Genomic DNA, 16,914 nt, shown 5'->3' on the forward strand with positions numbered 1-16,914 from the left:
TTATAAAAAAATTGACAGGAATACTTCATCCTGTCAATTTTAAGTAATTCATTTTATTATTAGAAATCAAATTTCAATCCCAAATTATAACGCGCTTGGTAATACTCTACCTGCTTAGTATGCGACTTAACACCTTGATAATAACGTAACGGCTGATTGGTTAAATTATTAGCTTCTGCAAAAACACGAATCTTAGATGTAATCTTAAATGCAGCATTAGCATCTACAAAAAGTTGTTTATCATAATAACTATCATTGTACTCATCTGAACCCAATTCATCTAAATAATCCGAAGTAAAGTTAGTCGAAACTCTTGCCGAAAAACGTTTGTTTTCCCATGACAATGAACCATTAAACATATGAGGAGAAGTTCCCGGAAGGCTTATATTACGTCTTTCATTTCCTTCAGCATCAGCAATACCTTTGGCTGTCGATTTTGTGTAGGTATAGTTTAAATAAATTCCGAATCCTTTTAAGAATGGGCTTGTAAAGAAATCTAACTGACGTTGGAAAGCAACTTCAAAACCAAACACATCTACATTATCACCATTTCTTTGTTGTATAAGCGTCCAATTATCTCCCGCAGGAATTGGATTTTGTTGATTAGGAAAATCAGCCGCAAACTTTGCAGTTGTGTACTGATTATCACTATAAGTATAAATAAAATCATTTAGGTTTTTATAGAAAACACCTCCCGAAATTAAACCAACCGATTTAAAATAATTCTCGGCCATCAAATCATAGTTATAAGAATATGTAGCTTTAAGATCTGGATTACCAGCTAAAATTTGAGAATCGGCAGCTATATTATTTATATAAGGTGCCAAAGCATAATAATTAGGTCTTGCCAAAGCTGTCGTTGCCGCAGCTCTTAATACCAAATCTTTAGTCACATTATACTTAAACGAAATCCCAGGCATTACGTTTGTGTATGAATTAGTTGTGTTTATCTTCCCTTCTAACTCTTCTTCATCCAGAACACGATTACCTGTATAATCTATATGTGTATTCTCTACACGGAAACCTAAAATCATAGATAATTTATCATTAAAATCCTGATCCCATCTTATATAAGCAGCATAAATTTTCTCTTTGGCTTCGTAGTTAACAGTCAAAAACTCAGCTGGATTTAACTCTTTATTAAACAAAGCAGGATTATTTAAATCTAAACCTCCTAAATAGGTATTAGAAACAAACGTTCCCGGCACATATTTGCTTCCTGGATTGAAACCGTTCCCGTCATAATAACTTGTCTGAACATCCGCCAAAGTTCCCATACCGCTTATTGGTTCATAAGAGTAGAAGATATTATCTCTCGATTTCTCTTTCATTCTTAATCTAAGTCCTGTTCTTAATCTTCCTTTCTCCGAAGGGATTATGGTAAAAGGAAATCTGATATTTACTTTAGCTCCAAATTCACTTTCCTTAGTTTCGTCCGTATTTTCGGTAGTCGAATCAAATTTAAATTTATCTAAAGCTTCTCCAGTTGTTGTTACTAAAGGAAACTCTAAATCAGATAAATCCTGAGCTGTATTCAAACCTTTCTGGCGATATTCGATGTAACGTTCCTGAGGACGATATTCTCTTGCTGTCGAATAATTTGCCGACCAATCAAGATCTAAACTAGAATTTATTAAGTGCTCTCCACGCAACGCATAATTTTGCACACGCTGATCTTCGAGTCTTCTGCTTTTATTGCGATTATTATCAACTCCGCCTTTTGTCTGGCGTTTTACTCTTCCTGTAAAACCTGTAATTTGTTCTCCGCTATAAATAGGTTTCATATCGTCATAAGTCGTTCTATAACGATTCTCTCTATCATCTCTCCAGTTATAAATTCCGTTGGCGAAAATGGTGTTATTCTCATCAAATTTATAATCTAAAGCTATGGCTGCGCTTCTGCGAATGCGTTGTACATCATATTTTCTAATTTCAGATTTACTCAAAAATTCATTCCCAAATTTATCCTTAGTCCAAACAGCTTCAACATTATCCGAACCATAATCTACATTATTATAAGAACCACTTACAACTGCTCCAAGTTTATCATTAAAATAACGATTTCCGTAAACTAATCCTGCTGTATAAATAGGTTTATCGCGTATTGGCGCATAACCTCCTGCAACTGTTGCCGAGATTCTTTCGCCATTAGGCGTAGCTCTCGTTATCAAGTTTACAGAACCTCCGATAGCATCAGCATCCATATCTGGTGTAAGGGTTTTATTTACCTCGATTGTTGTAATCATATCCGACGGGATAAGATCCATTTGTACATTTCTGTTATCGCCTTCGGCAGATGGAATACGATCCCCGTTTAAAGTTACAGAGTTTAATGAAGGCGCCAAACCTCTAATAATGATATTTCTTGCTTCGCCCTGATCATTCTGCATTGTAATTCCAGGCACACGTTTTAAAGCATCACCAACATTGGCATCAGGAAAACGTCCCATTTGGTCAGCCGAGATAACATTACCTATATTCTTATTCGTTTTTTGTTGATTTAAAGCTTTTGCTTGTCCTTTCAGGATATCACCTACAACTACTTCATTCAATTCTGTACCCGAAGATTTAAGAGCAAAATCTATCACGGCATTTTTTCCATCAGCAATAACTACATCCTGAATATTCTGGGTATATCCCATGTATTTTACTTTTACCTGATAAGATCCTGACATTACATTAAGCAATTCATATCTTCCGTTATAATCAGAAATAGTATATTTATTCTGACCTACAATTTCAATCATTGCTCCTGGCAAAGGCAGCTTATCGTCTGCATCCAACACTTTTCCAGAAACAATTCCTTTTTGAGCATAACCTACTAAGGCCATTAAAAAGAGAACTAATACTAAACAATTTTTTTTCATCTTGGTTTTGGTTATTTTTCTATGATGCGAAACTAGTTGCTGCATATTAACTATACCTCCTGAAAAATTTAACATATCATTATGCTTCTGCTTTTTGAGCTCCTTTTTTTTACTTTAAAATAACATAACCCTTTAAAATATTGATTAGAGTTAACATTATCAACGATAGAAAATGGTATCAAAATGCCATTTTTAAAACTAAAACAGCATCATAACCAAAAACATATCAACTATTTACCTCAACTTTAATTTTTTGGCGTTAAATTTGCCCTATCAATCAATCAAAAACAATCAATCATGTTGAAACAATTTTTTATCCTTTGCTCAGGAGCAGATAAAAATCTCCTCGAGGACTGTTCAGAAAGTGAACAAACCAAATATGTAGGTATTGGAGCTACCGTTTTCTTTACCGCAGTAATGGCATTTATTGCAAGTGCGTATGCCTTATTTACCGTTTTCGACTCTGTATATCCTGCTATGGCTTTTGGATTTGTATGGAGTTTACTTATTTTTAACCTTGACCGCTTTATTGTATCTACAATAAAAAAAAGAGACCGTTTTTGGGATGAATTCCTGCAAGCTACTCCTCGAATAATTCTGGCAGTTATTATTGCAATCGTAATTTCGAAACCATTAGAAATTAAAATTTTCGAAAAGGAAATCAATACCGTTTTATTAAAAGAGAAAAACGCAATGGCTCTTGCCAATAAAAAAGAAGTTGGTAATTATTATAAATCCGATTTAGACAAGAACAAAGCCGAAATCGATGGATTAAAAGCTGACATTCTTAAAAAAGAAAAAGAGGTAAATGCATTATACTCGACTTACATTACTGAAGCCGAAGGTACAGCGGGCTCAAAACGTTTAGGAAAAGGTCCTGTTTATAAAGAGAAACGCGACAAACACGATGCTGCATTAAAAGAACTTGCTACGCTAAAAACCGAAAATGAGGCAAAAATAGCTGAAAAGGAAAAAACTGTAAAAACGCTCCAAGCCGATGTAGACAAAAAGGTAACTGAAACACAACCTATCATAGATGGTTTTGATGGTTTAATGGCGCGAATAAATGCATTAAACAAACTACCTTGGATTCCTTCTTTCTTTATTATGCTTTTGTTCTTAGCCATAGAAACATCTCCTATAATAGCCAAATTATTATCTCCGAGGGGAGAATATGATTTTAAACAAGAAGAGCTAGAAACGGCATTAAAAGCTACTCTGGAACAAAATAAATACCAACGTAGTTTATTGGTAAAAACCAGCGCCGCAATGCACGACAAAGTTTATGAGGATATAGCACAAGACAAACAATTATACGACCTACAGCGAAAGAAAGCTACCGAGCTCTTAGAACTGCAAGCGCATAGTTTTGTAGAAAAACAGAAAGCGACTTTATAAGGGTTTAACCGCAAAGGTCGCAAGGCTTTAAACCGCAAGGTTCGCAAAGTTCTATAAAAAAAACCAACATTATAAATGTTGGTTTTTTTATGCTTTTTTCTTTGCGTAAATCTTTGCGACCTTTGCGGTTAAATACTACATGTAGCTCAAAATCTCTTTTTTGAATGCATCGTACTCTCCTTGCATAATCAATCCGTTGTCTAATAACTTCTTGTAATTCTGTAATTTTTCAAAAAGTTCATCTTGAGACATATCGCTTAATCTTCTTTCGCCTGTTGCAAATGAAGTCTCTTGAATTGGTTCATTATAAATTGGTGCCGCTGGTAAAATTTCGGCATAGTTCGTTACTTCTTCCGTTTCGATTTCTTCTACTTCTTCCTCCTCCTCTATAGTCTCAACTTCTTCAGGTTCTGCAACCTCTGCAACTGGAGCAGCTGCAGCCACAACTGGATTTTTAAGAATATCCAATTGTTCTTTTGCGTAAGTAAAAATCTTTCTTGCCTGAATTTTAGGAATATAATCTATAGAAAACTGAATATCGGTTTTGGTAGAAAAAGAAAACTCAGAACCAAGAATATTTTCTTTTACAAAAGTCCCTACGATATCATCCCAAGTATAATCTGTAAAATCCATCGAAAGACCTAAATTCTTAGGTTTACATACAATGATTCTTTTATTTGTTACCACAATGCTATCAGGAAAAACAGTTATTGCCGGTTTTTTCTGAACTGCAATGTATCCAATCTCTTCTCCTCTCATTAATAAATCATTGAGTTTTGAAGTAATTTTTTCAATCGCTTTTGGGTCTTGTTCTTCGTTTAAAAACTTTTTGAATTGTTCTTTCATATTTTATAAGTTGCTAAGTTACAAAGTAACTGAGTTGCTAGTTTTTTTTCTTACGCTGCAAATGTAATGCCTAATTTTCTAATTCAATAATTTCATTCTGAATTTTCTTCGTCAAACTTTTGAAAACCAAATCATACGAATGGTCTATCAGTTCTTTTATAAAAGCCGTAGGCAAATCTCCATTCATCGTGATAGTATTCCAGTGTACTTTGCTCATATGGTAACCCGGTTTTATATCATCATATTCGGCACGCAATTCCTGAGCACGCTCTGGGTCACATTTTAAATTTACCGAAGGAATGCCTTTTTCCCATTGGGTTAAAGATGACAATGCAAACATTTTTCCGCCAACCTTAAACACCAATGTTTCTTCATCAAAAGGAAAATGTTCTGTGGCTCCTTTTTTAGAGAGACAATATTCATAATACGTTTCTAAATTCATATCATTTCTTATTTACCAATTTCACCTAAATGTGTGTACTTAAAACCAGTTTCATACTTTAATCCATAACCAAATATCCGATCCATCGAAGCATGAGAAAACAAAATAACTCCAACAAGTTGTACTACTTCTAACTTTAAATAACAGCCTAAAATATAAACCAAAACAGCAATTCCTCTATGATGGAATACATTATATAAGAAAGCACCAACTTTAGCATTAATTGCATAACCAAGCATAGAAAAATCTGGCACTAAAATCCATACCAGAAACCACCACCACTGATAATCTAATTGGCCAAACAAATATATTCCGAGAACAAATAAGCCTAACTCTTCTAGTTTTATTACTGTTTTCATACTATTACTTTTTCCATCATTTTCTCTGGACTTTTTAATGCTGTAAAACCAAACTTGCTATATAAAAAATGAGCATCTGTTGTTGCTAATCTCCATATTTTAATATCTTTTAATACTGGTTCGTTTATCATTCTATCTATCAAAACAGAAGAATATCCTTTACCTCTATGTTCTTCGGTAATAAAAACATCCATTACATAAGCAAAAACCACATAATCGGTAATAACGCGGGCAAAGCCTATTTGTTTATCCTCTATAAAAATTCCAAAACAAAATGAATTATCAATCGTAGTCTGAACTTCTTCCATGGTACGACCCGCAGCCCAATAAATATCTTTTAAGAAATGCTGGATAAACGGAACGTCGAGTTTGGTTTTATCTGTGCTAACTGTAATCATATTTTATATAAAATTGGCTTGCTCGGACTTGCATCATTTTCAAACGAAGCAATTTGCAAATTCAGTATATACTTTCCGTCTTTAATCTCGTCGTCTACATAAATCATTTCGGTAATTGTAGCATTTAATCTTGCATCAGCATTAAGATTATTTACATCCTTTACATTCCAGAAAGCTTTATGTGCCAAAAGTTTTCCTTCATCATGCTCTTTATCTACACTTGGTAAATCAATTAATAAATGTTGTATTCCGCTTTCGCGAATAAAAATCGCTGCGTCTTCCGACAAATAAGGCGGATTCGTATTCGAATATTTTGCCGCTTTTTTGGACTTTAAATTAGGTTTCGTTCTTATAATTATTGCTTCGGGAATTGTCCCATTGAGCGAAGTCAAAATATGTTCCTTAGTAATTACCAAATCTTCTCCTTGAACTTCTGGTTCAACCGAAACTAATTCTGCCAAAAAGAAAAACGTTTTTAAGGATTGGTTAATACTATAAAATTCTCGTGTAATATGCCCAAGACATTCGGTATGTGTACCATGCCCATGCGGATTAAAGAAAATATTATTAAAGTTGGTAGAAGATTTTCCTTCCGAAACCTTTCCTATCCAATCGCCAAAAACCACTGGTTCGATTACTGGTTTTTCGATATACCAAGCAATAGGATTTTCATCTGTATTTGTAAGCGGAATCGAAATATCGATAGGTTTTGATAAGTCAATTTCGAATTCATTATTAATTTTTGCTTTCATATTCTTAAGCATTTTTTTAACCGCAAGGTTGAACTTATCCAAATTTAAAATAATGCTTCGGGATTTGCAATATTTGTTGGATTACTATTGATATAATTAATTACATTTTCAAAAGCTTTCTCAAAATAGAGTTCGTAGCTATTTTTCTCGACATAACCTATGTGAGGCGTACAAACAACATTTGGCATTTTTAGCAATTCAAAATCTACATCATAAATAGGTTCTTCTTCATAAACATCTATCCCTGCAAATCCAGGTTTTCCGTTTTTAAGTGATTTTAACAAAGCTCCTTTTTCTATTAATTCGGCTCTTGCAGTATTAATTAAAACTGCGCTTGGCTTCATTAAACCTAAATCGGCTTCTTTTACAATCCCGAAAGTGCTTTCATTAAGTCTAAGATGTAATGTGATGATATCACTTTGGGAGAAAAATTGCTCTTTAGAATCTGCTTTCTTAAATCCATCTGCAACAGCTTGATTTCTTGAATTTTCACTTCCCCAAACTAAAACCGTCGCTCCAAATACATTTGCATATCTAGCTATTTGTTGGCCAATTTTTCCATAACCCCAAATACCTATTGTTTTACCTAGAATAGTAGAACCGATATTCGTTTGCCATTTGCCTTCTTTCATTCCCTGAATAGCTTGAGGAATCTGGCGAACTGTATTCATTATTAATGCCCACGCAAGTTCAGATGGAGCTACAGGTGAACCTATTCCTTCGGCAACAGCAACGTTATATTTTGTACAAGCAGCAATATCAAGATGATTGGATTTTTTTCCTGTCTGACTTATGAGTTTCAATTTAGGCAATCTGGAAAGTAAGTCGGCTGAAATTTCTGTTCTTTCCCTAATTAAAACAATAATTTCGGAGTCTTTTAATAACTCAGCCAACTTTGAATTGTCTTTTTCGGTATGATTCAGAATAGTAACATCCAATCCTTTCAGCATTTTGAAAGATTCTAGTTTTGCAACCGCATTTTGATAATCATCTAATATGGTAATTTTCATTATCTTATATGTATTTAACCGCAAAGGGTGCAAAGTTTTTAATTTGTACTAATTCGAGTAATTCGTGGCAAAAAATTAACCGCAAAGTTCGCAAGGTTTTACGCTAAGGGCGCATAGTTTCCCCTTATCGATGTTGTAGTTAATGGTTTAATTCCTTTTAATAATAATTATAGATTATTTACAACTCTTCGAATTCCGTTTTTTATTAAAACAACATTAAAGTTTATTAATAAACCTAATTTACAATTTGTTAATTTTAAATAAGTCAATAGCTGCGCAAAATGAATATCATTTAAGGCATCTACCGATTTTATTTCCAAAATTAATTTATTTTCTACTATAATATCCAGGCGATAGCCAATATCCAACCTCACTTCCTCATAAATTAAAGGTAATGCTTTTTGTTTTTCAACTACTAAACCTGTTTTTTTCAATTCATAAAACAAACACTCTTCATAAGCACTTTCTAAAAGTCCAGAACCCAATGATTGATGTACTTTTAATGCGCAATCGAATACAATTTTAGACAATTAATTCTCAGTCATACGTTTTTATTTAACCGAAAAGAGTGCAATTCCGAAGCGTCAGGATACACAATCTTCTTAATATTAGATAAAGTAAATCTAATATTCAAACAGTAAAAAATAAAACTATTCTTACGATAAAAAATAAAGCTTAGCGTCCTTTGCGTAAAACCTTAGCGAACCTTGCGGTTAGACCTCTTAATCCGAATTTAAATAAAATAAATCTGATGCGATTCCATCAGTCAGGAATTTTCCTTTTGCTGTTGGTCTTAAAATATTGTTCTCGATATAAACCAATTCATCATTTAGAAACTTTTCTACTTGTTTTTTTAGATAAACTAGATAATCGGTTCCAAATTCATTTTCGATTCTATCTAGTGAAACTCCCCAAATAGTTCGTAATCCAGTCATAATATATTCATTATAACGGTCGGATACCGAGAGAACTTCCACTTCATTTGGCAATTGATTATCCTGAATTGATTTAAGATAAAGTGAATTATTCGAGATATTCCAACTTCTGGAAACACCATCATAACTATGCGCCGAAGGTCCTACTCCAATATATTTTTTACCCAGCCAATATGCCGAATTGTTTTTAGAAAAGTAATTCTCTTTTCCGAAATTTGATAATTCGTAATGAATAAAACCGTTTGCTTCAAGAGTTTCTACCAAAATCATAAAATGTGCCGAAGCCACTTCGTCGTTTGGCTTAGCAACTTTTCCTGTTTGTATTAATTTACTCAAAGCAGTTTTAGGTTCTACCGTCAATGCATAACTCGAAATATGTGGGATTCCGAAACTCAATGCGGTTTCGATATTATGTTTCCATTTTTCGTTGCTCATTCCAGGAACTCCGTATATCAAATCCAAAGAGATATTATCGAAGTATTTAGTTGCTTCTTCCAGACATTTTTTGGCTTCCACCGAATTATGAGCACGATTCATCATCTTTAAATCATCTTCAAAAAAAGACTGAATCCCAATACTCAAGCGGTTTATCTGACTTTTTGACAACTCAAAAATTCGTTCTGCAGATAAATCATCTGGGTTAGCTTCGAGTGTGATTTCAGGATTTTCTACAACATTATAATTCTTGTAAACTTCTGAAATTAAAAAGTTTATTTCGTCATTTGTTAATACCGAAGGAGTTCCACCACCAAAGTAAATGGTTTCAATTTGATTGTCATTTCCTGTGGAATCAAGAAGTTCAAACTCATTTTTTCGCATGGCAATTTCTTTGGCAATAGCCAAAACCATATCGTCTTTCTTCTTCATTGAAGTCGAAAAATGAAAGTCACAATAATTACAAGCCTGCTTGCAGAATGGTATGTGAATATATATTCCTGACATTTTTTAGTTTTCAGTCTCAGTCTCAATTTTCAGTCTCAGTTAGCTACTGTTACTGAAAACTGGAACTATAAACTATTTCTTAACTCGTTCCTCATTTTGTTTTACAAATGCATCCCAGCCTGTGTAACTCTTTGCTCCGATTACTTTTCCTGAGTTAAAAAAGTGACAAACGGCAGCTGCTAAACCATCAGTACTATCTAAGTTTTTAGGTAATTCTTTTAATCCTAAAAGTTGTTGAAGCATTTTGGCAACTTGTTCTTTACTAGCATTTCCGTTTCCGGTAATTGCCATTTTTATTTTTTTAGGTTCATATTCCGTTATCGGAATATCTCTCGAAAGCCCTGCTGCCATTGCAACTCCTTGTGCTCTTCCTAACTTAAGCATCGATTGAACGTTTTTACCAAAGAAAGGTGCTTCAATTGCAATTTCATCCGGATTATGCGTTTCGATTAATTCGATGGTACGTTCAAAAATGATTTTTAGTTTCTGATAATGATTGTCATATTTGGACAATTGCAATTCATTGAGCTGCAAAAATTCCATTTTTTTATTGACGATTTTTATCAATCCAAAACCCATAATTGTCGTTCCTGGGTCGATTCCTAATATGATGCGTTCTTTTGTCATTATTTTTTGTTGCGCTAAGTTTCACTAAGTAGACAAGAGCCACGAAGAATTATTTATCCTCATTTAAATCTTTGCGTTTCTTCGTGATTTTCTTTGTGAGTCTTTGCGAAATAGCTTTTTTACAATAGTTTTTCCTTTACTTTGCAGCATGATTTCAATTCCTCACAAAGCTAAACAATTCCTTGTTCTTGTAGTCAAACTTTTGATTGTAGGTGGCGCATTCTACTTTATTTATAATCAACTTGCCCAAAATGACAAACTCGACTGGCAGAAGTTCATTGTTTTATTCAAAAAGAACCAATCGGTTTCGGGAATTGCATTCATTTTATTATTTAGTGTTTTAAATCGCTATTTCGAAATCTTAAAATGGCAAAATCTGGCTCAAGTTATTCATAAAATATCAGTGTCTGAAGCTACAAAACAAGTTCTTGGCGCTCTAACCGCTGGACTTTTTACACCAAACGGTATTGGGGAATATGCTGGAAAAGCATTGTTTTTTGAGAAAAAAGATACTAAAAAAGTGGTTTTCTTAAACCTGATTTGTAACGGAATACAAATGGTTCTAACTGTTGTATTTGGAATTTTTGGGTTGATGTATTTTAACTCTAAATACAATGTGATTACGCCAACAACGGTCGCATTACTTTTTGGACTGCTTGTAGCTTTATTTCTTGTAGTTTTTGTATTAAAGAAAATCACTATCAAAGGATATTCTATCGAGAAACTAATTCATAAGATTAATGAAATCCCAAAACCTATTCATCAAAGAAATATCCTTTTAGGAATTTGTCGATACCTTGTTTTTTCGCATCAATACTATTTTCTGTTTCTCGCTTTTGATGTTGACTTGCCTTACATTACACTAATAGCAACAATCTCTTCTGTCTATTTCTTAGCTTCGTCTTTACCTACTTTTCAGTTTCTGGATTTTGCTGTAAAAGGAAGTGTTGCCGTTTATTTCTTCGGAATTCTTGGCGTAAACGAATGGATTGTGATTTTTATATCTACTTTAATGTGGTTCTTAAATGTAGTTTTGCCGGTTGTTATAGGAAGTTATTATGTCTTAAATTTTAAAACTAAAATCGCCAAACAATGATAATTCTGTATACCATAACACTCATTTATTCTCTTATTATAGCTTGGCTTAGTTATGGTTTTACTAAAATTAAAAAATATCTATCTACCGAATTACCTCCTAAAACCCGTTTTACGATTGTAGTTCCTTTTAGAAACGAAACAGAAAATTTACCGTTTCTTTTAAAGAGCATTTCGAGATTAAATTACCCTATCGAACTGTTTGAAGTAATTTTGGTTGATGACGATTCTGAAGAATCATTCTGTATTCTGTCTGAGAAATTCAGTATTCGAATAATTGAGAATATTCGCGTTTCTAATTCTCCTAAAAAAGATGCGATTACCACTGCTATGCAACATGCATCGACTGAATGGATTATTACAACCGATGCTGATTGTATTGTTCCTGAAAATTGGTTACAAACTCTGGATAATTACATTCAGCTTCACGATGTTTCGATGATTGCTGGTGCGGTTACGTATGAATGTGATAAATCCTTTTTGCATCATTTTCAGCAATTGGACTTAACGAGTTTACAAGGCGCAACAATTGGGAGTTTTGGCATAAATAAAGGTTTTATGTGCAACGGTGCTAATCTTGCTTATACCAAATCATTATTCGAAAAACTGAATGGTTTTGATGGGAATAACAAAATTGCCAGCGGCGATGATGTTTTTTTATTACAAAAGGCAATCGCAGCGTTTCCTGAACAGGTGCATTATTTAAAAGCGGAGGAAAATATCATACTCACAAAACCAACTTCCGATTGGGAAAGCTTGTTTCATCAGCGGGTTCGTTGGGCGGCTAAAACTGGTTCGTACCAAAGCGTGTTTGGAAAATTATTAGGTATTATTGTTTTTCTTGCCAATTTAAGTGTGGTTATAACTTGGATTTTATTTTTAGCACTGCAAATAAACTACATTAATCTATTGGGTATATTGGCTTTCAAGTTTGTACTTGACTCGATATTACTTTATCAAACCAATTCTTTTTTGACCAAAAAACAAATGCGTTTCTTTATTCTATCAAACTTGTGGTATCCGTTTTTTAGTACTAGTGTTGCTTTATATAGTTTATTGGGAAGTTATGAATGGAAAGGAAGACAATTCTCTAAATAATATTCTGATGGAAATGATGGCTCTAGCCCTGATGGAAGCGGCATCCTTTATATGGCTTTTTTTGCCATAAAAAGATATAGCGGACAGCAGGAATAGCTTCAAAAATTAATTTCTAAAAATTTGAAAGAGTTAAAAAACAAAGATCTAAGGAACTAGATTTCAAGTATAAAATGACCTAATTTCTTAAATTATATCCTATTTTATCATAGCTCACGGTTTCAACCGTGTGGTACGGATTGTGATAATTGCGCTCCAACGGTTTAAACCGTTGGCAATGGTCCTCATTTTTTGGATGATAAGTTTTCGTAGAAATCTAATGACTTTGCATTTGTAGACCTTTGTCAAAGTTAAAAAACTTTGACAAAGGTTGTGATAGGAGTTTTTTAAATACTTTTTCTTTCTCTGAAAATTAATCCCGTAAGAGTTAGTGCCAAAAATAGTGAGGAAATTGCGCTTACAACTACGCTTCCTATTTGTTTAAATGTCATTCCTGATGCAAATCGTATACTCAGGATTATTACCGTAATCGCTATTACTGAAAACCAATATTTCAGGTTGATTTTATTAGGTTCGTCAATTTTTATGGGCAATTTATAGATATAAAAAAGGATTAATCCCATCCCAATTAAAGAGCTTAAATGTTGGGCGATTTTATAAGCAGGAATAGAATATAGTTCTCCTCCCAAAAAAGATATTCTTTCTACAAAATATCCATTTATATGTGTGAATGAATCCCAAAATATATGAGAAGAAATCCCAAAAATGAATGAAATTATAACTATCCAGATATTAGACTTAAAGTAATTTAACCAGTTGCTTTCTTTAAGAACATATAATCTTTCTTTGAAAAAACCAGGCAGATTGTCTATTAATGGTCTTTTTATTATTTGATGAAATAGGAATGCAACTAAAACGCCCAAAGGAATATCTACGAGAAACACACCTAAGAAAGTATGCCCGATATCGCCTTGCATTTTCATTCTGAAAAAATATTCTAAATCGGGAGACATTGACCCAATTACCAATCCTGTTGCTGAGAGCTTTTTATTCTTTAAAAATGGCAGAACAATGGCTGGGTGCGAAAAAGTAAATGGCACTACTTATTCTACTTTTAGAATTACTGGTAATATAAATTGGGTTTTTACAGGAATTCCGCGTTTTATGGCTGGATTAACTTTTGGGAAATCGACTAATCGTGCGCGCAAGATGCTGTCGATTTTTACGGTATCGTAAGCCACGGAATCTTTTGGGAACTGTGGTTCGAATTTCATTGTGGCATTAGGAAAAATTGTCACTTTTACCTCGATCGTATCTAGTTCTGGATAGAGAATTGCAAGCGTATCGCTACTTAGTTTCTGCTGGATAAGTTGTGTCATTATCTCGAAGAAACATTGTTGTCGCTGCTTTTTGTTTTCAATCTTCTCGCAATCGACCACAGACGGAAACTCATCGACTTCTTTCCAGTTAATCGATTTTAGCTCTTTTTGCAATAATTCTTTTTCAGAAGGAACTTGCTTCTCAAAATATTGACAAGAGTTAAATAAAAGGATTACTAATAAAAGGGAAAACTGCTTCAAGTGTTTGATTTTGAATTGAACTATTAATTTATAAAAATACAATTATTTTTTTTGAGAAGCTTTGTATAATAAATAATCTTCATAGCTTTCTGATAGCCACTCTTCTTTGTTTTTTGCTGCAATCTCCTTTTGTGCAGGATATAAACTAGCCAATCGGTCAGAGAAAGTAGCAATTTGTACTGTATAATTATAAAACTGTGTTTTAGTTAAAACTACATCGGGATTGCTTTTAGTTTTAAAAAAATCAAAAAAAAGTGCATCAAAATCTTTCATTGAAAAATTTAATACTTTTTTCTTATTACTTTTATAAATGCTATCCTGAAGTAATCGATCGTCTATTGAAAGTTTTTTAGTTTGCGCATAAGTACTTGTACTGATTGAAAAAATCAAGGTACAAAACAATACAAATTGCAAAAATCTAGGCATGGACGAATCTAACTAAAGGTTTGTAGGCACAAAATTACAAAAAAATTATATGGATTCACTATTATTGTTACTTGGCTTTATATGTATGATTGTTGGTATTTTAGGTAGTTTTTTACCCGTTTTACCCGGAATAAGCCTTAGTTGGATTGGTTTATTATTGCTTTATATGACAAAAGTCGTTCCTATGAATTATTGGGTTTTAGGAATTACTCTGGCTGTTACAATCGTTATTTCTGTTTTAAACTATATCATTCCCGCCAAAGGAACTAAGAAATTTGGCGGAAGCACTTATGGAGTTTGGGGGACTAATATTGGCTTGGTCGTAGGTATTTTTGCTCCAATTCCGTTTGGGTTTATTATTGGTCCTTTTGCAGGAGCGTTTATTGGTGAATTAATCTACGACTCTAAAGATCATAATCGCGCTTTAAAAGCCGCAACAGGTTCGTTTATTGGTTTTCTGGCATCGAGCTTTATAAACTTTATGCTTTGCATTATTTTCTTCGGTTTGTTTCTTACGATTGTATGGCAAAATCGAGCTGGATTATTCTAAATTTAAAAACTATTCCAAACTCGATTTTTAAACACATCAAACGTTTGTTTTAAATGCTGATTAATTCCTAACAGAACTACAACAATCAATAATCCGTAACCTACAGCAGTAAAAATCTCCATATTCGACAGTAGAATAGATTGCTTGGTTACTGATCCTAAAATTTGTTTCATCGCCAGAAGATTAGCTTCGTCTGGACTAAATCCTTTACTCACGAAGCTTTGTGCTGTTTGTGCAATTCGGCTTTGTGTTTCAGGATTTTCGGGTGCAATAAATTGAGTCAGTTTTGTAAAGTGTGATTTCTGAAAAAACTTCTCTGCATTTTGCATAATACAAAACCCAATTGTGCTTCCCCAAAAACGACCAGAAACCCCAATTGCTCCAGAATATGGTGCTAAACCTGTAGGAACCGACGACATTGTAAACAAAACCAGCGGCACAAATAAAACTCCTACTGCAACTCCTTGCAAAATATAAGGTATTGCCATTGCCGATAATGAAAGATCTGGCACAAAAAGGAACGTAAACCACAGGTGAAATACAGCTAGAATAAAAAATCCTAACATAAAGATATATCTTGATGCTACTGTTTTTGCAAGAAATACTGCGGCAAGAACCATCCCGATTACGTTACCGATTACGTTAAGAAACTGAACATGTGCCACACGTGATGGCTCCCAGTTCCAGACGCTAAACATAGTACTATGGCAAATATTAAGTGTTGCTCTACCGATATAAAAAAGAAAAAACAACAAGAAACCTATTCGTAGATTAGCATATCTAAAAACATTCAGATCAAAACAAGGTCGCTTTACATGCAATTGTCTGAAGATAAATAAGCCCGTCGATATTAATGATGCAATTAATGCAAATCGGATTTCGAAGGATTCAAACCAATATTTTTTCTCGGCATAAACAAAGAAATACGCTCCGCACAATATGGCTATTAGCAATAAAACAAAGCTTGTCCAGTCTATTTGATACAAAGGAATTTTTCGGTGAAGACGACTATCATTAAACGTTATCATTATTAATAAAACGCAAATAATCTGGAATAATGCAGAACCATACGCCATGTATTTCCAGTCGTAATTCTCTAAAAGCCAAACGGCAATATTCATTATAAAAGGCGATGATAACAACAGTGCTCCATAATTAAAGGTAAACCCAATTATAATTGCATTTTTAGACTTAAATCTAGTTATTAATAATTGCCTTAACGGAACACCTGGTAAAGCCATAAGGAAACCTTCGGCCATTCTTATCATTATAAACAACGAAAAGTTCTTTACATAAGCCGATAACATTATAGTAATAGCGATTAGACAGAATACTGCAATCAGGTATTTTCTGGTGGGGAAAAATTTAGAAAATCGACTTTCTATTAATATCGTAGCAAGCAATGTTCCGTATGTAACGCACATCGAAAATTGCAAATCCTCTGGTTCTATATCTAGAAAACTTGCTGCATAAGTAACATTTGAAGAGTAAACTCCCAACAAAATCATGGAATGCAACATGCAAAAAAACAAGATTACAATGATTGCCCAATTAGGAACCCATGATTTAAAAACGCTTGTATTATCTAACAT

At 33.5% G+C, this 16,914-nt stretch carries 18 protein-coding genes; 4 read left to right on the forward strand and 14 right to left on the reverse strand.

Annotated features, from left to right (window positions below; translation table 11 throughout):
* Positions 1 to 59 precede the first annotated feature (59 nt).
* Positions 60 to 2,867 carry a TonB-dependent receptor gene (locus IW20_RS10885; RefSeq protein ID WP_035622219.1) on the reverse strand — a complete coding sequence of 936 codons (2,808 nt, stop codon included), beginning with the start codon at positions 2,865 to 2,867 and terminating at the stop codon, positions 60 to 62.
* A gap of 297 nt (positions 2,868 to 3,164) precedes the next feature.
* Between IW20_RS10885 and IW20_RS10890 the strand changes: the two genes are divergently transcribed.
* Positions 3,165 to 4,265: a DUF4407 domain-containing protein gene (locus IW20_RS10890; protein WP_035621889.1), complete on the forward strand. Its 1,101-nt coding sequence runs from the start codon at positions 3,165 to 3,167 to the stop codon at positions 4,263 to 4,265.
* Between the two features lie 135 nt (positions 4,266 to 4,400).
* Here IW20_RS10890 and IW20_RS10895 read toward each other — a convergent pair whose 3' ends face one another.
* From IW20_RS10895 to ruvC, 9 genes are all read right to left on the reverse strand, one after another.
* Complete coding sequence (locus IW20_RS10895; protein ID WP_035621891.1) at positions 4,401 to 5,111, reverse strand: PH domain-containing protein; 711 nt, start codon at positions 5,109 to 5,111, stop codon at positions 4,401 to 4,403.
* A gap of 70 nt (positions 5,112 to 5,181) precedes the next feature.
* Entirely contained in the window at positions 5,182 to 5,553 is a 372-nt protein-coding gene (locus tag IW20_RS10900; protein WP_035621893.1) for an MmcQ/YjbR family DNA-binding protein, read from the reverse strand.
* Positions 5,554 to 5,561: 8 nt separating this feature from the next.
* A complete protein-coding gene (locus tag IW20_RS10905) occupies positions 5,562 to 5,912 on the reverse strand; it encodes a DUF4260 domain-containing protein (RefSeq protein WP_035621896.1) in 351 nt (116 codons plus the stop codon).
* Positions 5,909 to 6,310 carry a GNAT family N-acetyltransferase gene (locus tag IW20_RS10910; RefSeq protein WP_035621899.1) on the reverse strand — a complete coding sequence of 134 codons (402 nt, stop codon included), beginning with the start codon at positions 6,308 to 6,310 and terminating at the stop codon, positions 5,909 to 5,911. The genes IW20_RS10905 and IW20_RS10910 overlap by 4 nt, the downstream gene beginning before the upstream one ends.
* Entirely contained in the window at positions 6,307 to 7,062 is a 756-nt protein-coding gene (locus tag IW20_RS10915; RefSeq protein ID WP_035622222.1) for a cyclase family protein, read from the reverse strand. Before IW20_RS10915 ends, IW20_RS10910 begins: the two co-directional genes overlap by 4 nt.
* 44 nt (positions 7,063 to 7,106) lie before the next feature.
* Entirely contained in the window at positions 7,107 to 8,072 is a 966-nt protein-coding gene (locus tag IW20_RS10920; protein WP_035621901.1) for a D-2-hydroxyacid dehydrogenase family protein, read from the reverse strand.
* A gap of 167 nt (positions 8,073 to 8,239) precedes the next feature.
* Positions 8,240 to 8,602 carry a GxxExxY protein gene (locus IW20_RS10925; protein WP_240478477.1) on the reverse strand — a complete coding sequence of 121 codons (363 nt, stop codon included), beginning with the start codon at positions 8,600 to 8,602 and terminating at the stop codon, positions 8,240 to 8,242.
* Positions 8,603 to 8,794: 192 nt separating this feature from the next.
* Positions 8,795 to 9,949: a radical SAM family heme chaperone HemW gene (hemW, locus tag IW20_RS10930; protein WP_035621905.1), complete on the reverse strand. Its 1,155-nt coding sequence runs from the start codon at positions 9,947 to 9,949 to the stop codon at positions 8,795 to 8,797.
* Between the two features lie 72 nt (positions 9,950 to 10,021).
* A complete protein-coding gene (gene ruvC, locus IW20_RS10935; protein WP_035621908.1) occupies positions 10,022 to 10,576 on the reverse strand; it encodes a crossover junction endodeoxyribonuclease RuvC in 555 nt (184 codons plus the stop codon).
* A 148-nt stretch (positions 10,577 to 10,724) separates the two neighbouring features.
* Between ruvC and IW20_RS10940 the strand changes: the two genes are divergently transcribed.
* Complete coding sequence (locus tag IW20_RS10940) at positions 10,725 to 11,672, forward strand: lysylphosphatidylglycerol synthase domain-containing protein (RefSeq protein WP_035621911.1); 948 nt, start codon at positions 10,725 to 10,727, stop codon at positions 11,670 to 11,672.
* On the forward strand, positions 11,669 to 12,769 hold the full coding sequence (locus tag IW20_RS10945) for a glycosyltransferase family 2 protein (RefSeq protein WP_035621914.1): 1,101 nt from the start codon (positions 11,669 to 11,671) through the stop codon (positions 12,767 to 12,769). Before IW20_RS10940 ends, IW20_RS10945 begins: the two co-directional genes overlap by 4 nt.
* Before the next feature lie 383 nt (positions 12,770 to 13,152).
* Here IW20_RS10945 and IW20_RS10950 read toward each other — a convergent pair whose 3' ends face one another.
* The 3 genes from IW20_RS10950 to IW20_RS26100 are packed head-to-tail and all read right to left on the reverse strand — an operon-like array spanning position 13,153 to position 14,619.
* A complete protein-coding gene (locus IW20_RS10950) occupies positions 13,153 to 13,866 on the reverse strand; it encodes a DUF4184 family protein (RefSeq protein WP_035621917.1) in 714 nt (237 codons plus the stop codon).
* Between the two features lie 3 nt (positions 13,867 to 13,869).
* Positions 13,870 to 14,346: a hypothetical protein gene (locus IW20_RS10955; protein WP_035622224.1), complete on the reverse strand. Its 477-nt coding sequence runs from the start codon at positions 14,344 to 14,346 to the stop codon at positions 13,870 to 13,872.
* A gap of 42 nt (positions 14,347 to 14,388) precedes the next feature.
* Positions 14,389 to 14,619, reverse strand: coding sequence for a hypothetical protein (locus IW20_RS26100; protein ID WP_123869438.1), 231 nt, complete (start codon positions 14,617 to 14,619; stop codon positions 14,389 to 14,391).
* A gap of 202 nt (positions 14,620 to 14,821) precedes the next feature.
* Here IW20_RS26100 and IW20_RS10965 point away from each other — a divergent pair, with 202 nt between their 5' ends.
* On the forward strand, positions 14,822 to 15,322 hold the full coding sequence (locus IW20_RS10965; protein WP_035621924.1) for a DUF456 domain-containing protein: 501 nt from the start codon (positions 14,822 to 14,824) through the stop codon (positions 15,320 to 15,322).
* Between the two features lie 2 nt (positions 15,323 to 15,324).
* Here IW20_RS10965 and IW20_RS10970 read toward each other — a convergent pair whose 3' ends face one another.
* Complete coding sequence (locus tag IW20_RS10970; protein ID WP_035621927.1) at positions 15,325 to 16,914, reverse strand: MFS transporter; 1,590 nt, start codon at positions 16,912 to 16,914, stop codon at positions 15,325 to 15,327.

The sequence above is a fragment of the Flavobacterium hydatis genome, from assembly GCF_000737695.1.
GTDB classification, from domain to species: Bacteria; Bacteroidota; Bacteroidia; order Flavobacteriales; family Flavobacteriaceae; genus Flavobacterium; species Flavobacterium hydatis.